The sequence below is a fragment of the Reichenbachiella agariperforans genome (assembly GCF_900142205.1).
Lineage (GTDB): Bacteria > Bacteroidota > Bacteroidia > Cytophagales > Cyclobacteriaceae > Reichenbachiella > Reichenbachiella agariperforans.
On record NZ_FRAA01000001.1, the window covers coordinates 72,897 to 90,930 of the forward strand.

Below are 18,034 nucleotides of genomic sequence, written 5' to 3' on the forward strand. Positions count from 1 at the left end.
CATGAACAAACACCTCTACCATATCACCCTCATTCTATCGCTATTCTGCATTCTATCCTGTACTCCAAAACAGAAAGAAAAGAAGGGAAAAGTACAAATAGTCACCACGACAGGTATGATCTACGATGCGGTAATTCACATCGGTGGAGATCAAGTCGAAGCACAAGCACTCATGGGACCCGGTGTAGACCCTCATCTTTATAAAGCGACACAGGGGGATCTCCAAAAACTCCAACAAGCGGATATTGTGTTTTATAATGGACTACACCTAGAAGGTAAAATGGGGGAAGTATTCGAGAAGCTGGCACGCATCAAGAACGTGGCAGCCATCAGTGCAGATCTCTCCGATAGCCTTTTGCGCGAAAGCGAAACCTACCCAGGTACTTACGACCCTCACATTTGGTTTGATGTAGCGCTGTGGGCTGATGCTATACAAAGCATTCGTGACCAACTGATCCGCTATGACAGTGCTCATATCGACTATTATACTCAAAATGCAAACAACTATCTACAGCAGCTCGATTCCTTAGATACTGCCGTCAAATCCGAAATTGCGACCATTCCTCCTTCTCAACGTCTGCTAATCACAGCACACGATGCATTTGGGTACTTCGGGGATGCCTATGATATAGAAGTCAAAGGACTACAAGGACTCTCTACTCTATCAGAACCAGGTCTTAAGGATATTTCACAGTTGGTAAAACTGATCATAGATCGAAAAATTAAAGCAGTGTTCATCGAAACATCCGTCTCCAAAAAAGCGATCAATGCTGTTGTACAAGGTTGTAAAGAAAGTGGACATGACGTCAAAATTGGTGGTAGCCTATACTCGGATGCCATGGGCTCGTTTGGCGAATTTGAAGGCACCTACATAGGCATGGTACATACCAACGTACAAACCATCGTAAACGCACTGAAATAATGATAGTAAACGTAGAAAACCCTATACTGGAAGTGCATGATCTCACGGTCACCTACAGCCGAAAGCCTGTACTTTGGGGCGTAGACATGACGCTACCCAAAGGCTCACTCGTCGGTGTGATAGGACCCAATGGTGCCGGAAAATCAACACTTATAAAAGCCATAATGGGTTTGATTCCGCTCAGTAGTGGTTGGGTAGAACTATTCGGTAGTCCACTAGATGATGTTCGAAAGAAAGTCAGCTACGTCCCACAGAAAGAATCTGTGGATTGGGACTTCCCTGCGTCAGTACGAGATGTGGTGGTGATGGGACGCTATGCCAAAGTGGGACTATTCAAACGTCCTCGCAAAGCAGACTATGAAGCGGCAGACTATGCCATCGCTCAGGTCAAGATGACCGAGTTCGCCAACCGACAAATCAGCCAGTTATCTGGTGGTCAACAGCAGCGCGTATTCTTGGCACGTGCCTTAGCTCAAAATGCCGATCTATACTTTATGGATGAGCCTTTCGCAGGCGTGGATGCTGCCACAGAAAAAGCCATCATCGGCATCCTCAAACAAATGTCTGCACAAGGCAAAACAGTAATAGTCGTACACCACGACCTCCAGACCGTTACCAAATACTTTGACTGGGTTGTACAATTAAACACTCGACTGGTGGCCTCTGGCCCTGTTGAAGAAGTATTCACTCAAGAGCTGCTACAAGAAACCTACGGAGGTAAACTCACGATCCTATCCGATGTAGGCAACCTCCTAAGAAAGCAAGGATTCCCAACCCGAGACGTCACCTAATGGAAGATCTGATCTACTTCTTTTCGTTTCAGGATCCTAACATTCGTTATGTCGCGGCAGGTTCTGTATTGTTAGCTATCAGTTCGGCACTGGTCGGTTGCTTTACCTTTCTCAAGAAAAAAGCACTCGTAGGAGACGCCGTGGCGCACTCTGTGTTACCTGGCATTTGTTTAGCATTTTTACTCTCTGGCAATAAGAATCCCGTCGTACTCATCATCGGAGCATTCATCACAGGATGGCTAGCACTCGTACTCATTGATTTCATCACGCGATCCAGCAAAATCAAAGAAGATACTTCCATCGGTCTCATTCTATCTGTATTCTTCGGCATAGGCATCCTCTTACTCACGATGATACAGCACTCAGGCAATGCCGCTCAGACAGGCTTGGACTCTTTCCTATTCGGAAAAGCTGCTGCCTTGGTAGGTACTGATTTGGTGGTATTTAGTAGTATCAGTCTAGTATTGGTAGTAGTTGTGCTCCTCTTCTACAAAGAATTTGCACTGATTTCCTTCGACGAGGATTTTGCCAAGTCCATTGGTTTTCCCGTTAGGAGGCTAGAACTCGTACTCACTACACTGACGGTACTAGCAGTGGTCACTGGTATCCAAGCTGTCGGCGTGGTACTGATGGCTGCCATGCTCATCACGCCAGCCGCTGCGGCAAGATTCTGGACGGACAAACTGAGCGTAATGCTTGTCATTGCAGCTGTTTTCGGAGCTGTATCTGGGATCAGCGGTGCCTTCATCTCTTACACTGCGCCTGCTATGCCTACTGGTCCATGGATAGTTCTGATCGTCTCAATGCTGGCTCTGGTTTCATTTTTTATCGCGCCCAATAAGGGCATTTTCTACAAACTACTGAGGCAATACCGTATCAAGCGTAGAATCCTCAACGAAAACATTCTTAAACTATTCTACCAACTCTCTGAGATAGATGCTGATCATCAGCGTGCTAGAACCCTCACTGAACTTCAAAACAAAAGACCAATCCGTATGAAATCCCTAAAGAAAGGACTCAGACGTTTACATATCCAAGGGTATTTATCCAATAGGGATGACAAATGGAGTTTGACCGAACAGGGTAAAATCAAAGGCCGTCGTGTCGTCAAACTACACCGACTATGGGAAGTCTACCTGACAAAATATCTGCGTATCGCGCCAGATCATGTACATGAAGATGCGGATAATATTGAGCATATTCTGACGCCTGAGTTAGAACGAAGATTAGAATCCCTACTAGAATACCCAGAAAACGACCCTCACAGTTCTGCTATACCCTACGACCCTAACCTGATGAATAAATAATGGATGCGATATACATCATAACAACCGGATCATTGGTAGCCATCGCATGCGGTTTGCTTGGCTGCTTTCTCATTCTTAGGAAAATGGCCATGGTAGGTGATGCCATCTCTCATGCCGTACTGCCTGGAATCGTTCTGGCCTTCCTGATCAGCGGCAGCAGGGATTCTTTCACCATGCTATTGGGTGCAGGGGCTATTGGTGTACTCACAACTTTCCTCATCGAGTTTTTCCATAAAAAAGGAGGTTTGCAGTCAGATGCTTCCATTGGCGTGACCTTTACTTGGCTGTTTGCGCTCGGAGTTATTCTGATCTCTGTCTATGCTGGAGAAGTAGATTTGGATCAAGACTGTGTGCTCTATGGCGAAATCGCTTATGTACCTCTTGACCTATGGATAGGATCAAACGGTATAATTTATGGACCAAGATCATTGTATATCTCTGGAGTAGTCCTTGTCGTTATTATTTTATTCATCACACTAGGATACAAAGAGTTACATCTCACCACCTTTGACCCTGCCTTTGCATCAGCAATTGGTATCTCAACTAGCCTATGGCACTACCTGCTGATGAGTGCAGTGTCACTTACTACAGTCTCTTCATTCGAATCTGTCGGAGCTATTCTGGTCGTAGCGTTATTAATTGCACCACCTGCTACTGCCTATCTACTCACTGCCAATTTCAAGAAAATGTTATGGATCACTGTAGCACTGAGCATATTGACATCAGCAACAGGCTACTATCTCGCTGTATACTTAGACGGCTCTATAGCAGGTGCCATGTCTACGATGGCAGGGTTATTTTTTGCGCTAGCATTTATCTTCTCTCCTGTGGATGGACTGATCGCAAAAAGACGTAGACAGCTGTATGAGACATCAAAGAATTGAGGCTGCTATTAGATCAATATTTCTTTCCTCGTTGCTGGCAAATTGACTTTCTTTGATCTGAAGTTGTTATTCTAGTATTCTAAAAACTAAAACCATTTCAATCCCACATGCCAATCACCCGTCTCATCTTACTATTTGTGTTCCTATTGTTTGGTAAAGCGTGCTTGGCTCTCTCCCCTTCTCGCACATACAAAACTTTGCCGCAGGATCATAGGATGAAATACGAATCCATCAAAATCCCTACTCCTGATGGAGCTATATTACAAGCATGGTACTTCCCTTCTAGTAGAGGCAATCAACTGATGGTAATAAGCCATGATGGGGTAGAAAATATGGCTGCTTATTTAGAGCGTGTGAGGATTTTTGTCAATTATGGGTTCAATGTCGTTACCTATGACTATCGTGGATTTGGTGGTAGTAGTGACTTCCAAATCGACCCACTCAATTATATCTACAAAGAATTTTTTACAGACTTTGATGCAGTCATCGCTTATGTTAGTGAGCGCTTTGATCATGAAATCATCGTCTACGGCTGGGGAATCGGCGCGGGTATTGGGCTCAACCATGGATACAACAGACACCAGATCACAGGGATTATAGCAGACAACCCTTATGTGGATTTTGCTGCGCTCGGGTCAAGGTTCAAAGCCATACACTCGCCTATGAAAATCCCGAGCAGTGTGATGATACCAGAGTTCAATACAATAACAGTAGTCTCACAACCAGCCGGCAAAGACCTGAGAGGAATTTTGTATTTCCATGGTAATGAAAATTATGTATTCAAGGAAGAGGATATGCAACGGCTCTATGATCAAACTGATTTTGAATTCAAACAACTGCATGTATTCGAAAAGTCAGGACACATGGATAATTTCACGGTCAATGAATCTACCTACGCACGGATAATTTATGGATTTGTCATGAATTTCTGACTTGATTAATCTACACGTGCGCGATTTCTAAACACGAACGCCAGAGACGTCCCTACTCCTGCTCCGAAAACGTGTGATTCCCACGATGTCTGTGGATCGTTTGGCATCAGACCATAGACTAAACCTCCATACACTACCACGACGATGATAGAAATGAGGAGTGATTTTTTATCCTTACGGAAAAGACCAAACAGCATAAGAAAAAACGCTAAACTGTAGATCACCCCACTGGCTCCAATGTGAAAGAACTCTCGTCCAAAGAGCCAAACTAAAAGCCCTGTCGCCAAATAAGAGTTAACAAACACCACACGCGCTATTAGAGGGTAGAAGTGAAAGAGTACAGCTCCTAGTAATATCAGTGGTACAGTATTGGACATAATATGGTTCACATCCCCATGAACCAAAGGACTCACTAATACTCCTATCAGACCAAGTAGGTGCCTCGGATAAATACCCAAAAATCCTAAATCGTGTCCCGAGTAGAATTGGTACGTAAACAAAAGCCACATGACAAATGCCATGCGTAGTGGGATAACCGAACTACGCCTATAAGTACTTATCTTCTTCATAACAAAAAACGCTACCCTTTAGAGGATAGCGTTTATCAAATTTTTCAATAGGTCGATATTACTGCTCAAAAGTATCTGGATCTTCAATCATTCCAAGCTCCATCAATTTGGCCTCTTCGTAGCTCACAGACATATAGCCTAACACACCACCAGAAGCCTCAGCTACTTTTTTTGCCATTTCTTTGAGGCTTGCATAAAGCTTCACAGCAAAGTTATGCTCAAGTTTTGGCAGGATATGGTTGAGTTTCCTCAATTCAGTACTGATCAAATCTGTTCTAGCACTTGCATTGTCTGGCAACTCTGCCACATACTTCTCAAACTTTGCCTGAAAATCCTTGCCTACTTCTCTGTAATACTCGATCAGCTGCTCGCGCGCGCGCGCTTGCTTGCTATTAGCAATCTCTACTGCTTGCGTGATTTCTGTCTTATCGATCTTGTCGTCAGCACCAGCTATCATTACAGATACAAGAACTGGGGCATTTAATAATACCTCAATTTCATCGTCTCTCAGTGTTTTAAATTCTTCAACCATTTGGTTTTATTTAATCTTCAAAAATTCTGCTCCGAAAATAAGAGAATTAGTCCAAAGCGAAAACAAAATAATAATTATTCCCTCAAAAATATTACTGTAATGCTCTTCTAACCTGTTCTTCCACAAAGCCTTTGACCTGTTCTACATCCAGCTTCTTCGCAATGATTCGTTTGTCTTTGTCCAGAATGTACAGCATAGGTGTACTGCGTACATTATACTCTACCCTAAAATTGCTTTTGTACCCCATATCTGCATAATTCAACCAATTTAGGTCTAATTCTTGGATAAACTCCTTCCACTTCTCTGCATCGGTATCAGTACAGACTGCCACGACCTCTGCCTTACCATCCAACTGGTCATAAACCTCTTTGAGTACAGGCGTTTTCTTTTTGCAATGACCGCAGGTAGGTGAATAGAAATATAAGATAATGTAATCATCCTTGATACTGTATAAACTACTGGCTACACCAGACGTGTCCTGAAAATAAATCTGTGGAGCTATATTCCCGATTTGATTGTCACGATGAAATACCATTTCCTTTTTGAGTTCTGTAATCATTGCCTCATCAGCCCATGGAGCTTTACCTTTTAGGTAATACTCATCTGACAGATAGACGAATACTTTGTCCATTCCCATGATCTTATGGTTTTGGTATTTCTGAAACAAAGTCACCAGCAGATAGCGATACAGTTCCTCATTGTCTTGGCTACTACTCAATAGAAAATCTACTGAATGAATAACCGAATCAGGATTTTGTATCGTGACTTTGTCTAGATACTCATTGATTTTGGACTCAAATATCGGTGTACGAACGAGTCCTTCAGAGTTGAAATCAATGTTTTTGAAATAGTCATTTTTGAATGCATTGTACTGCTCCTGCTTTTCTTCTACGGTCAGTGAGTCTCCTTCAAAAGCAAAGTCAGCTCGCAATCCCATTAATTCGATCAGTTCTGCTACAAAACTATCTCCACACTGTTCTTGGAGACTGTCTCTTGATGCCAAGTTCAGATCATTTAGCTCTTGCACCCGGTCAAATATGGTAACAGAGTCTTTCTTGGTGGAGGTAGAATCCAATCGTTGCGTAAGATCACGAACATTCTGCTGATGAGCTATCATCAACTCCTGAAAATCTCTAAACTGAACATTCGACGGAGAGTCCTCTACGATCATACTACCGTATAAATCAGTACGCTTAGTAGATAATTTAAACTGCTGCTCGTCAATAATCAAATCCATATACAACGCTCCTCCATACAGAAAATACATACCTGTTTTCAGCCGTCTATCCCCTTCAAAAACAAGCCGTCCACCAGCTCCTAACTTGGCAGTATCTTGGAGGTACTTTTTGGGACCAAAGTGATTGCCCAAATAGACAACCGTATCTTCTAGACCTTCCATCACAACTTCTATCCTATACCCTTCTGTCTGCCCAAATCCATTTAAGCTTATTAATACAAACGAAAAAAACAAGCACTTTTTAATCCACATAAGTCAATAATTTATGTTCTGAATGAATGCAAAAGAACTAATTTTGATATGATATTCTGAACGAGAAGCCACTTTCTTTTTGAGGTTGATATTTTTGATCCATTTCTTACTCAGAACCCTTTCAGTATTATGATTTTCAGCAATACTTGCGTATTTTGGATCAAAATTCATTAAAACATAAAAATAAACAAACCATGAAAAATTTAATAGTAAACAAGACTCTAGTAACAAGAATGCCTGATGATGATGACACTGACAAGGACAAAAACGAAACTGGTCTTCCCGAAAAGCGCTCATAATTACTATAGCAGCATTTGAGAAATTAATTATTAGAACCCATTGCATTGAATAAATCATTAAAATCAGCAGTTTTAATTCTATTCAGTTTTTTTTATTCCTCTTCCATCTTCCCAATCAATGGTGGAAGTGGAATTGAATTACTTACACTTGATAACAAAGCTCTCCTTGATCATGTTGACAAACTTATCGATGATCAAGATTACGACTCTGCCCAATTTTATTTCAATATACTTGATTCCCGTTTTGATGAAGGAAAACTTTTAGTGGTAGATAAACTCACACAATTCTATCATCAGGCGAGAATGAACCATCATAAAGGCAACTATATGAGCTGTGTTCATTTTTCTAATGCATACACCCAACTACTAGAGATCAAAAATGAACCTCATCATGCTGAAGCTCAAGTTTACGTGTATTTAGGTTTAGCGTATTATTTTTTAGACCAGTTAGGACTATCAATAGATGCGCACTTCAATGCAATGAAGGCATATAAAGAGCGTCATGACGAATTCGGAGTTATTCTATGTTATTATAACATTGGCAAGAGCTACGACGACTTGGGGAACTTTGACAAAAGTACTCAGTATATTAATCTAGCTATTCAGGGTCTAAAAAAAGATCAAAAACATATGGACCGACTTAGCGGCTGGTACTCGTATATGGCTAGTGTTCAGTTATCTAATAAAAATACAAGAGCAGCAAAAAATTATCTTGACAGTGCGCTCACAGCGAGTAAAAAACATGAAAACACCGATTTTTTATCTAGCATACATCGGTACTATGGTAAAGTACATTACGCCGAAGGAAATGTAAAGCAAGCTATTAAGTCACTTAATCTTGCCATTAAATACGGTAAAGAGCAAAGAAGCGAAACCAGTAACATTGAAAACATGATCGCTCTGGCTAATATTTATAATAGGACAAGTAATCAAATCAAGACAATCGAGCTGTTAGAACCTTACCTCAAAGAACAACTTAGTAAAAACACGTACCAAACCCGCTTAAAGACGCTCAAAGAAGAATTGTACATGGCATACACTGATTTAGGCAAGTACAAAAAGGCGATAAACTTAGTGAGTGATTTTGAATATTTGGCAGACTCTATTCAAAAGCTTGATATGGTCAATCAGGTGCAACAGGCAGAAATTCGTGCCCATGCAGCAAACCAATCTGCTGAGAACGAACTGCTCAAAAAGAAAGACGAACTAAATCAACAAACGATCAAAACACAAAATACAATGTTGATTTCGTCTGTTATTGTATTGATACTTGTCGTAGCAATAGCGATCATCGTTTATCGAGCAGCAGTCATCAACAAGCGACTTTCCAAGAAAAATAAGGCTCAAGCGGATCGTTTGATTCAGTTAGATGCTGCCAAATCTCGTTTTTTTGCCAACATCTCTCATGACCTTCGTACCCCGATGACTCTGATTATGGGCGGTATACAGCAAGTCCTCGAAAATAAAGACGTATACCTAAACTCCCGAGCGGAAAAGCAACTAATGATTGGTCTAAAAAATGGAGAAAGAATACTTCATTTGACCAATGAAATCAACGAACTGATCAAACTAGAGGACAATAAACTCGCTATCAAGCCGAAGTATATTGACATAAATGAGGTACTTAACCTATTTGTACAAATGTTTAGTTCTATGGCAGAAATGCGAGGAGTACACCTCGCCTATTCTAGCACGATCATAGAGGGTGGTAGTATTGTTCATGTAGACCCTTTTCATTTTGAAAAAGTCCTGTTCAATTTGATTACCAACGGTCTAAAACACACCCAAGAAAAAGGATCATTGACCGTTAGCCTGAGAAAAATAGATACTTCGCTTTGTGTATCTATTCTTGACACGGGCGAAGGTATCCCCGAAGAAAACATCCCATATATATTCGACAGATATTATCAGGCACCAGAGACAACCTTCAAAACCCAAGAAGGTTTTGGTATTGGGCTAGCACTAGTCAAAGAAATTATAGATAAACACCATGCAAAAATTGAGGTCAAAAGTAGAGTTGGTATTGGGACCGAATTTATCATATACCTAAAACAGGAACGTGTAGGTATTGATCAAGTTACTAACCTATCTCAGTTACTATACAGTGACCAAAAAAGAGATTTATTCAGAGACATTGAGGATACTGTAGAAGCAAAACCTACTGTTCATATTGACAGCATACGAAACAAAAGCAAAGATGTCAAAAACAAAACTATCTTGATCGTAGAAGATCATCCAGAAGTAAGGGATTACATCTATGATATCATCTCCGAGCACTATACGGTATTGACTGCTTCAAATGGTCAACGTGCGCTTAAGATCCTAGCTAAGGAACCTGTAGACCTTATCATCACAGATCTCATGATGCCATGGTTCGATGGATTCGAATTATTGGAGCAACTTCGACAGGACGAAAAATTAAAAAAGATCCCTGCATTAGTTCTCTCAGCTAGGACTTCAGAAGAAGACAAAGAAAAAGTCTTAATGAAAGGAGTCAATGACTTCCTATCAAAGCCATTTCAACCCAAAGAACTTTTACTAAGAGTAGAAAATCTTTTAAACCAAAAAGAATGGAATAATGCCAACGAAAATGCTTTGTTCATCAATAGTCAAGAAACCATTGATGAAGTGGAAGCTTCGCTACTCAAAAAAGTAGAAAATTTAATCTTGGAAAGAATTGATGATTCCAATCTCAGCATTACTTTCTTAGCGAAAGAAATATGTGTCAGTGAAAGAAAATTTTATAGATTTATAAAAAAATTAACGAACGCTACTCCATACGAATACATCAAGGAAGTAAGGTTGCAATACGCCAACCGAATCATTAGAGAAAAAAAATTAAGCAATTCCTCAGAACTAGCTCGAATGATAGGCATGAACAATGTCAGCCACTTCAATACCCAATTCAAAAAAAGGTTTGGAAAAAAACCTACTGATCTTTTACAAAAAACCTAAAAACAGAAACAAACTTTACTATTTCAGTCGAAGTATGAGTGCTTTATTTTGCTCAAGTTAATTTTTAATTAACTTCAACTTTGATATCTTGAAATCACAATATCAACCTAACATAAGCGTCAAAATATATGCTCAATTCCACTGAGAGACGGAAGATCAATAGATTCATATTTGCAATATTGATAGGTATTGTAGTCTATTTTATACTTATCACACTACTCATACGATTCGAACAAGACAGTTCTCAGTCATCGATCACCAATTATCACCAGGCTGTGTGGTATACTGTCGTCACGCTCACCACAGTAGGCTATGGCGATATCTACCCCAACACTATTTATGGACGAGTCATCGGTTACATATTCGTACTACTTAGTGTAGGTATTTATGGTTTACTCATTGGAGAAATCACTAATCTTGTGTCCACAATTAAACAAAATAAAATGCTAGGCTACAACGGAACTGTATTCGAAAACCATGTTGTAATTATCGGCTGGAGCGACTTTGGCCAATTGGTCACCGAGCAACTTATTGGTGCAAACAAACAAGTGGCTATAGTCACAAACCAACGGACTGATATTGATTTGATTCATGAAAAATATGAGAAAAAGAATGTTTTCACACTCTATGCCGATTTCGAAAACTTTGATGCGCTCAAGAAAGTCAACATCGAAAAGTCATCGGTAACATTCGTTAATTTAAATGACGATACGGAAAAGCTAGTATTCATTTTGAATATCAAAAAAATCTATGACAATATTGAATTCGTAGTAACTTTAGAAAATGCCAATCTCAAAAACACATTTATCAATGCTGGGGTAACGAATGCCATCTCTCCTCATGAGATCTCATCCAAAATCCTGGCTAGTTATATGTTCGAACCAGATGTAGCGGCCTACACGGAGGATATCATGTCCTTTGCACACACGCCTACAGACTATGATATCAAGCAGTTCTTGGTTACCTATGACAATCCTTATCTAAACAAAAAGTATCAGCAGGCATTTGACGGGATTAAATTAGATTTCAATGGTGTACTGATCGGAATGGTTAAAAGGTCAGGAGGAAAAAGACTTTTAATCAAGAACCCACAGAAAGAATATAAAATCGAATTAGGAGATTATTTGATTATCATAGTGAACGGTAGTTCGTTCGAACTTATCCAAAAAGCATTCAATGTTCAAGAAGGTTACTTCAAAGAAACTTAATATGACCAAATTCAAACACTCCTTCACTATAATAGGATTCCTACTGATAGGTACTGCTTGTGAAAATCGTGATGTCAATGCTGGAGACGGACCTAATTTCAGTGAGATTCACGAGAACATCAATTATCATTTTGATCACACAGTCATTGATGGAGTAGAATACCATATACTCGAACGTGACAGAAATAATCCCCACGAAGGCTTTGGCTTTATGGCTCTCAATGGTAAAAAGATTCGTGACAATCAGGACTCGATCAAAGCCTACCTAAAGACGTTACTAGAACTTCAGATTATCGCTGCTGCCAAAAGACAGAATACCACCACTAAAGAAATGGAGTCACATGCAGACGAACTATTCAAGTTCTACATGAAGTCATCAAAAACCCCATTAGACATTAAACGAGAAAAGGCAGCTGAATAATCAACTGCCTTTTCTTGTTTAAAATTATTTGTACAGACTTTACAGCGAACTAAAGTGTCCTTTTAGACTCTCTAATGCTACTTTCGTATTATCATCTACATATCCACTTGCCGCGACATCCTTAGCAACCTTTACTGCGTCTATCAGCTGATCTTTTTCTTTGAAAACTTCTTCAAGGATTCCACAGTTATGAATCACACTCATCAGAATTACAATCGCTGGAGTTGGTTTTTTACCACTCTGCACGACTGCCTTTAACGTATCTCTGATTTCTTGTTCAAACGCATAGTTAGCATTATCCATTCTTTCAGACACTGGAATCCATAGCAATTTGGTAGACTCTACCTTCAAAATACCTCTCTGAACCAACAACTCTATCACATCATCCTGAATATGCTCAAAGGAGCCAACCAATTTTTTGATAGTATCAGGCAAAGTAGAACCACCACCACCTAAGGCCTTCAGTACGTTATCTAGTACCTTATTTCCTGTTCCCGTAGTGTCTTTTATTACAACTTTACCTCCGTCAAACGAGACTCTTTTGATTAAAGACAGCTCTAAGATAACAATAGCCAATATACCATGATCAATGGAATGCTCTGCCGCTGCTAATAGTCTACCTTCCTCATCATCTAAGGCAATTAGCATCAATCCTTCTGCTAAGCTTAATTTCATTTAATTTCTGTTTAATCCAATACTAAGGTGCAAATATGATAAAACCTTTTTACTATTTCATAATTTTCTCAATAGTCAATCCTTGAAATAGAATCGAGAACACCACTACAGCGTATGTTGCCGTGACAATCACATCCTTAGCCGGTATGCTGTCGGAGAGTGATAATGCCAAGGCTACCGATATACCACCTCTTAATCCTCCCCAAGTTAATATCATTATTGTTTTTCTCTCAAACTTTTTACCGAAAGATTTAAGTATAGTAATTGGAATAGAAACGCCCAAAAAACGTGCAAATAACACCACAACAATGGCTACAGGCATAATCAGAAGGTAATGATTTTGAAATGTCTGCGTAATTACGATAAACTCTAGACCGATCAAGATGAACAAAATTGCATTCAGTGCTTCATCTAGCAAATGCCAAAACTTGTAGACATATTCTCCGGTGGCATTCGCTAAATGCTCACTTCTACCCTCATTACCGATAAACAATCCCATCACTACCATACCCAATGGAGCAGACACATGGATCAGTTCAGCCAAACGACCACCAACCATTACAAGTGTCAGCGTCACCAATACTTCTAGTTCCACATGATCGTTATCTATGTAGTTGAGCAACCTAAAGCCCATATAACCAAACAAGGCACCTAACAGTAGTCCTCCAAAAACCTCAGTAGCAAACAATCCAGCAACACTGGCAACACTCACTTCACCACCATGTTCTCCACCACCTTGAGCAATCCCTAGTATCGTCAAAAAGATAACCACACCAACTCCATCATTGAAGAGGGATTCACCAGCAATCTTAATCTCTAGGCGCTTAGCCAAACCCACTTTCTTCACAAGTGACAATACCGCAATTGGATCAGTAGGCGATATCAATGCACCAAAAAGCAAACAATAGATTAAGTCTACTTCTGTCCCCATCAATGGAAAAGCGAAGTACATCAAATACCCTACAATAAATGTAGACATCAGCGTACCAAAAGTCGCTAGTATGATAACCGACCACTTTTCATTTAACAATCGACTCAAATCCACAGACAGTGCTCCCGCAAAAAGCAGGAAGTTCAGCATGACATTAAGAAGTACCTCTTTAAAATCAAACTCATGTACTATATGTTCTGCACCACTAAGTATCGATGGCATCACATACCCCAGTATGACAATACCTACAGAAGAAGCCAAGGCTATTGCCATCAACCCAATGGTTGACGGTAGCTTGAGTAAAGTAATATTAACGAGTGTAAAAACTGCTGCTAAAAAAATCAGCAAGGTGATCAGATCAAGTATCCCCATTTTAATAAAATTAAAGTAAGTGTTAAAGCTTTTCTCTTTGCAATCTTCTAATAATACAACAATCAAAAACCGCAACTAGAGCGCCAAGATACGAAGATTTCAAGCGTATTTTGAAATAAACAACATTAAATCCAGATGAGAATTTCCCCTCCAAAAAGCCGTATTATCCGTATTTATACCGATTAGACACTGTATAAAAAGTAAGTTGGATCATGTTGCAAAACCAAAGAAATACCCAATCCTACAGATAAATGTTATGCAAATAACAATTATCGATTCAAAGATTATCATTTTTGCAAAAATGTAAGTGAGTCAGATTAATTCGATTAATAATATCTCACTTTTGTTGTAATAAGAATAATTTTGCGCCAAGATGAATAGGTGATTTTGGGACTCTAAAATCCACTCAAAACAAAGTAACTAATTGAATGACAGAATCTAAAGTCAAAAATTTCGTAATTGATTTTGACAGCACTTTCACAAGAGTAGAAGCGCTAGATGTACTTTGCACACTGGCTTTTGAGAATGAAGCAGAAAAAAAAGTAGCATTGGCAGAAATTGAGCGAATAACTAATCTTGCCATGGGGGGTGATTTGTCTTTCAGGGAATCCCTAGAAAGCAGGTTGAAAATACTGAGGGCTAATAAAAATCATATTCCGTTATTAATAGACAAATTAAAAGCCCTCGTTTCCAAATCATTCATTCGAAACAAAGCATTTTTAGAAAGTAATGCTGATCGTGTTTACATTCTTTCGAACGGATTCAAGGAGTTCATCTCCCCTATCGTCAAAGAATATGGCATCAAGGAAGATCATGTCTATGCGAACACTTTTGAGTTTGACGAAAACGGGACGATCACTGGTTTTGACAAAGACAACATCCTATCACGTAGCAAAGGAAAACCAGCGTTGATAGATTCGCTTAACCTTGAAGGTGACATCTACGTCATTGGTGATGGATACAATGACTATGAAATCAGAAAAGAAGGAAAAGCCAATAGGTTCTATGCCTTCACCGAAAACGTAAAAAGACAAAACGTAATGGACTATGCTGACCACATAGCCCCATCACTCGACGAAATACTATATCATAATAATATGGAAGGAGCACTCTCATACCCTAAAAACAGAATTAAGATTCTACTACTAGAAAACATCCACAGTAAAGGTGTCAAAATAGTAGAAGAAGAGGGATATCAGGTAGAAGTTCACCCAGCAGGTTTGACTGAGGACGAACTCGTAGAAAAAATCAAAGACGTATCGATACTCGGGATCAGGTCTAAGACGATTGTCACCAAAAGAGTTTTGGACAATGCAAAACGTCTCATGTCGATTGGTGCGTTTTGTATCGGAACCAATCAGATCGATCTAACTGAGTGTACTAAGAGAGGTATTACGGTGTTCAATGCACCATACAGCAACACGAGATCTGTAGTAGAACTTGCGATTGGAGAGATGATCATGTTGATTAGAAACCTACCAGACAAAATTGCTAAAATGCATGTCGGAAAATGGGACAAATCAGCAAGCAATAGTTTTGAAGTCCGAAACAAAAAACTCGGAATTGTAGGATATGGTAATATCGGAAAACAGCTTTCGGTATTGGCTGAAGCGATGGGACTACAGGTCTATTATTACGACATAGACGAGCGTCTCCCTATTGGTAACGTGACTAAGTGCAATTCTCTCAATGAAATGCTATCACAAGTAGATATCGTGTCTCTACATGTGGATGGCAGAAAAAGTAATAAAAACATCATCGGCAAAGAGCAATTTGACGCAATGAAAGATGGGATCATCTTCATGAATCTATCTCGTGGACATGTGGTCGATATCCCTGAATTGAAAAAAGCCATAGAGTCGGGTAAAATAGCAGGTACTGCCATAGATGTGTTCCCCGAAGAGCCTTTGAGTAACAACCATGAATTCGTGTCAGAATTGAGAGGATTACCAAACGTGATTTTGACTCCACATATCGGTGGTAGTACATTAGAAGCTCAAGAAAATATCGCTGAGTTCGTGCCTAATAAGATTATTAGCTATATCAACTCTGGATCCACTACTAATAGTGTTAACTTCCCTAACTTGACACTACCTAAGCTAGAGAATGCACACCGCTTCATTCACGTTCATCACAACAAACCAGGTATCATCGCTGAGATTAACAACATCTTAGCCAAGCATGACATCAACGTCATGGGACAATACCTCAAAACCAACGAAATCATGGGGTATGTGATTACAGACATCGATAAAAAGTATGACAAGGATGTCATTAAGATCATGAAAAAGATCGAAGGGACAATCCGATTCAGAGTGTTATACTAAAAATGAAAAATCCCGTCCAAATGGACGGGATTTTTTTCTAAGGATCGTGTGGTTTAGTTAAACCTCTATAAGTAAAGATTTGAGCTATCCAAATGATTCAATCGTCCACTGTTATCTCCAAAGAGTTCCGACAAGTCGAAATGAGGCCTGATTTAGCCACCAGAGTCACCCGGTACTGTTATGATCTATAGTTTAATAAACTTATGATCCAAAGAGGTGCAAATATATCTAGTTTCCGTTCTTTTGTAATAATTTTGCGTTGTTTATAACGCATATGTCTCAACTTTATAGATGAATAAAATTTTCTTCACTCCCGGCCCATCTGCCTTGTATTTCACAGCAGAACAACACATAAAGAATGCCATCAAAAACGATATTCTTTCCATTAGCCATAGAAGCAAACAATATGTGAGTATTCACCAAGAAACGGTCGAATCTCTCAAAAAACTCCTCAACTTACCCGATGGATATCACATCGGATTCACCTCTTCTGCTACAGAAGTATGGGAAAGGATATCCGAGAATTTGATTGATCAAAACTCATACCATTTCGTAAACGGCTCATTTTCAGAGAAATTCCATCAGGCAGCTCAAGACCTTGGAAAAAATGCCATCTTGGATCAAGTAAAGCCTGGCTCCAATCATGACCTGATCGCGGCAGTCATTCCAGACAATGTAGAATTGATCGGATTAGCACAAAATGAAACCAGTACAGGAGCTATGTTACCTGTGGCTGATATAGAGGCGCTAAAGAGAAACAACCCAAACAAACTATTGGCTGTGGATTCTGTAAGTTCTCTCCCGATTACCAAATATGACTTCAGTATGCTAGATACCTTGTATTTTTCTGTACAAAAATGCTTCGGTCTTCCTTCTGGTCTAGGGGTATGGATATACAATGACAAGTGTTTGGAAAAGGCTCAAAAGCTGAAAGAAGCGGGGAAATATCACAACACCTACAATAGCCTACTTAGTATTGATAAATTTGCTCAAAAGCATCAAACAAGTTGTACGCCTAATGTTCTAAATATTTACTTGCTAGGGCAAGTTGTCAAGGACATGCTCAACAAAGGCATTGATCAAATCAGACAAGAAGCAGCCTATAAAAGTGCTTTGATTTATAACCTGTTCGATACACACGAAAAGCTTACTCCATTTGTCACTGAAAAGAAATTCAGATCCGTAACGATAGGTGTAGCCGAAGTAACCGGAGGTGCTGAGAAGCTGATGTCCGCGCTCTCTGACAAAGGAATGAACGTGGGTAGTGGCTATAGCCAGTTCAAAGGTAAGCATATCCGAATAGCCAACTTCCCTACTCATTCTAAGGAACAAATGGAAATGCTAGTCGATTCAATCAATGGGATTGATTTTTAGCATCATATTTGATAAGCCGACCGTAACAATTAATTCACCTGTACAT

Annotated in this window: 15 protein-coding genes; 10 read left to right on the plus strand and 5 right to left on the minus strand. The window is 39.7% G+C overall.

Features of this window, described 5'->3' with window-relative positions:
• The first annotated feature begins 1 nt into the window (after nt 1).
• From BUB99_RS00220 to BUB99_RS00240, 5 genes are all read left to right on the plus strand, one after another.
• Nucleotides 2-922 carry a metal ABC transporter solute-binding protein, Zn/Mn family gene (locus tag BUB99_RS00220; protein WP_073118348.1) on the plus strand — a complete coding sequence of 307 codons (921 nt, stop codon included), beginning with the start codon at nt 2-4 and terminating at the stop codon, nt 920-922.
• Complete coding sequence (locus BUB99_RS00225) at nt 922-1,713, plus strand: metal ABC transporter ATP-binding protein (protein ID WP_073118350.1); 792 nt, start codon at nt 922-924, stop codon at nt 1,711-1,713. Before BUB99_RS00220 ends, BUB99_RS00225 begins: the two co-directional genes overlap by 1 nt.
• On the plus strand, nt 1,713-3,020 hold the full coding sequence (locus tag BUB99_RS00230; protein ID WP_073118352.1) for a metal ABC transporter permease: 1,308 nt from the start codon (nt 1,713-1,715) through the stop codon (nt 3,018-3,020). Before BUB99_RS00225 ends, BUB99_RS00230 begins: the two co-directional genes overlap by 1 nt.
• Entirely contained in the window at nt 3,020-3,904 is an 885-nt protein-coding gene (locus tag BUB99_RS00235; protein WP_073118354.1) for a metal ABC transporter permease, read from the plus strand. Before BUB99_RS00230 ends, BUB99_RS00235 begins: the two co-directional genes overlap by 1 nt.
• Nucleotides 3,905-4,011: 107 nt before the next feature.
• On the plus strand, nt 4,012-4,836 hold the full coding sequence (locus tag BUB99_RS00240) for an alpha/beta hydrolase (protein ID WP_084190251.1): 825 nt from the start codon (nt 4,012-4,014) through the stop codon (nt 4,834-4,836).
• Nucleotides 4,837-4,841: 5 nt separating this feature from the next.
• Here the strand turns inward: BUB99_RS00240 and BUB99_RS00245 are convergent, their stop codons facing one another.
• From BUB99_RS00245 to BUB99_RS00255, 3 genes are all read right to left on the minus strand, one after another.
• Entirely contained in the window at nt 4,842-5,405 is a 564-nt protein-coding gene (locus BUB99_RS00245) for a rhomboid family intramembrane serine protease (protein ID WP_245816765.1), read from the minus strand.
• Between the two features lie 58 nt (nt 5,406-5,463).
• Nucleotides 5,464-5,937 carry a hypothetical protein gene (locus BUB99_RS00250; RefSeq protein ID WP_073118359.1) on the minus strand — a complete coding sequence of 158 codons (474 nt, stop codon included), beginning with the start codon at nt 5,935-5,937 and terminating at the stop codon, nt 5,464-5,466.
• Between the two features lie 91 nt (nt 5,938-6,028).
• Nucleotides 6,029-7,426 (minus strand): thioredoxin-like domain-containing protein, encoded by a 1,398-nt coding sequence (locus BUB99_RS00255; RefSeq protein ID WP_084190252.1) that lies wholly within the window; start codon nt 7,424-7,426, stop codon nt 6,029-6,031.
• A 602-nt stretch (nt 7,427-8,028) separates the two neighbouring features.
• Between BUB99_RS00255 and BUB99_RS00265 the strand changes: the two genes are divergently transcribed.
• The 3 genes from BUB99_RS00265 to BUB99_RS00275 all read left to right on the plus strand — a co-directional run bounded on the left by BUB99_RS00265 (nt 8,029) and on the right by BUB99_RS00275 (nt 12,309).
• Nucleotides 8,029-10,680 carry a hybrid sensor histidine kinase/response regulator transcription factor gene (locus BUB99_RS00265; RefSeq protein ID WP_139280831.1) on the plus strand — a complete coding sequence of 884 codons (2,652 nt, stop codon included), beginning with the start codon at nt 8,029-8,031 and terminating at the stop codon, nt 10,678-10,680.
• Between the two features lie 128 nt (nt 10,681-10,808).
• Nucleotides 10,809-11,888, plus strand: a complete 1,080-nt coding sequence (locus BUB99_RS00270) for a potassium channel family protein (RefSeq protein WP_073118364.1) — start codon at nt 10,809-10,811, stop codon at nt 11,886-11,888.
• Nucleotide 11,889: 1 nt separating this feature from the next.
• The gene (locus BUB99_RS00275) at nt 11,890-12,309 is read left to right on the plus strand and encodes a hypothetical protein (RefSeq protein ID WP_073118366.1); all 420 of its coding nucleotides are present in this window, start codon (nt 11,890-11,892) and stop codon (nt 12,307-12,309) included.
• Nucleotides 12,310-12,348: 39 nt separating this feature from the next.
• Here the strand turns inward: BUB99_RS00275 and BUB99_RS00280 are convergent, their stop codons facing one another.
• Both BUB99_RS00280 and BUB99_RS00285 read right to left on the minus strand, forming a co-directional pair.
• Nucleotides 12,349-12,984: a GOLPH3/VPS74 family protein gene (locus tag BUB99_RS00280; protein ID WP_073118367.1), complete on the minus strand. Its 636-nt coding sequence runs from the start codon at nt 12,982-12,984 to the stop codon at nt 12,349-12,351.
• Between the two features lie 52 nt (nt 12,985-13,036).
• Nucleotides 13,037-14,287 carry a cation:proton antiporter gene (locus BUB99_RS00285; RefSeq protein WP_073118368.1) on the minus strand — a complete coding sequence of 417 codons (1,251 nt, stop codon included), beginning with the start codon at nt 14,285-14,287 and terminating at the stop codon, nt 13,037-13,039.
• A 428-nt stretch (nt 14,288-14,715) separates the two neighbouring features.
• Between BUB99_RS00285 and serA the strand changes: the two genes are divergently transcribed.
• A complete protein-coding gene (gene serA, locus BUB99_RS00290; RefSeq protein ID WP_073118370.1) occupies nt 14,716-16,614 on the plus strand; it encodes a phosphoglycerate dehydrogenase in 1,899 nt (632 codons plus the stop codon).
• A 291-nt stretch (nt 16,615-16,905) separates the two neighbouring features.
• A complete protein-coding gene (locus tag BUB99_RS00295; RefSeq protein ID WP_073118372.1) occupies nt 16,906-17,988 on the plus strand; it encodes an aminotransferase class V-fold PLP-dependent enzyme in 1,083 nt (360 codons plus the stop codon).
• Nucleotides 17,989-18,034 lie beyond the last annotated feature (46 nt).

Excerpts from the sequence above, each read along its gene's own strand:
- BUB99_RS00285 (WP_073118368.1), bottom strand. The coding sequence starts at position 14,287 with ATGGGGATACTTGATCTGATCACCTTGCTGATTTTTTTAGCAGCAGTT.
- BUB99_RS00265 (WP_139280831.1), top strand. The coding sequence starts at position 8,029 with ATGAACCATCATAAAGGCAACTATATGAGCTGTGTTCATTTTTCTAAT.
- BUB99_RS00270 (WP_073118364.1), top strand. The coding sequence starts at position 10,809 with ATGCTCAATTCCACTGAGAGACGGAAGATCAATAGATTCATATTTGCA.
- BUB99_RS00235 (WP_073118354.1), top strand. The coding sequence starts at position 3,020 with ATGGATGCGATATACATCATAACAACCGGATCATTGGTAGCCATCGCA.
- BUB99_RS00255 (WP_084190252.1), bottom strand. The coding sequence starts at position 7,426 with ATGTGGATTAAAAAGTGCTTGTTTTTTTCGTTTGTATTAATAAGCTTA.
- BUB99_RS00250 (WP_073118359.1), bottom strand. The coding sequence starts at position 5,937 with ATGGTTGAAGAATTTAAAACACTGAGAGACGATGAAATTGAGGTATTA.
- BUB99_RS00245 (WP_245816765.1), bottom strand. The coding sequence starts at position 5,405 with ATGAAGAAGATAAGTACTTATAGGCGTAGTTCGGTTATCCCACTACGC.
- BUB99_RS00275 (WP_073118366.1), top strand. The coding sequence starts at position 11,890 with ATGACCAAATTCAAACACTCCTTCACTATAATAGGATTCCTACTGATA.
- BUB99_RS00225 (WP_073118350.1), top strand. The coding sequence starts at position 922 with ATGATAGTAAACGTAGAAAACCCTATACTGGAAGTGCATGATCTCACG.
- BUB99_RS00240 (WP_084190251.1), top strand. The coding sequence starts at position 4,012 with ATGCCAATCACCCGTCTCATCTTACTATTTGTGTTCCTATTGTTTGGT.
- BUB99_RS00220 (WP_073118348.1), top strand. The coding sequence starts at position 2 with ATGAACAAACACCTCTACCATATCACCCTCATTCTATCGCTATTCTGC.
- BUB99_RS00280 (WP_073118367.1), bottom strand. The coding sequence starts at position 12,984 with ATGAAATTAAGCTTAGCAGAAGGATTGATGCTAATTGCCTTAGATGAT.
- serA (WP_073118370.1), top strand. The coding sequence starts at position 14,716 with ATGACAGAATCTAAAGTCAAAAATTTCGTAATTGATTTTGACAGCACT.
- BUB99_RS00295 (WP_073118372.1), top strand. The coding sequence starts at position 16,906 with ATGAATAAAATTTTCTTCACTCCCGGCCCATCTGCCTTGTATTTCACA.
- BUB99_RS00230 (WP_073118352.1), top strand. The coding sequence starts at position 1,713 with ATGGAAGATCTGATCTACTTCTTTTCGTTTCAGGATCCTAACATTCGT.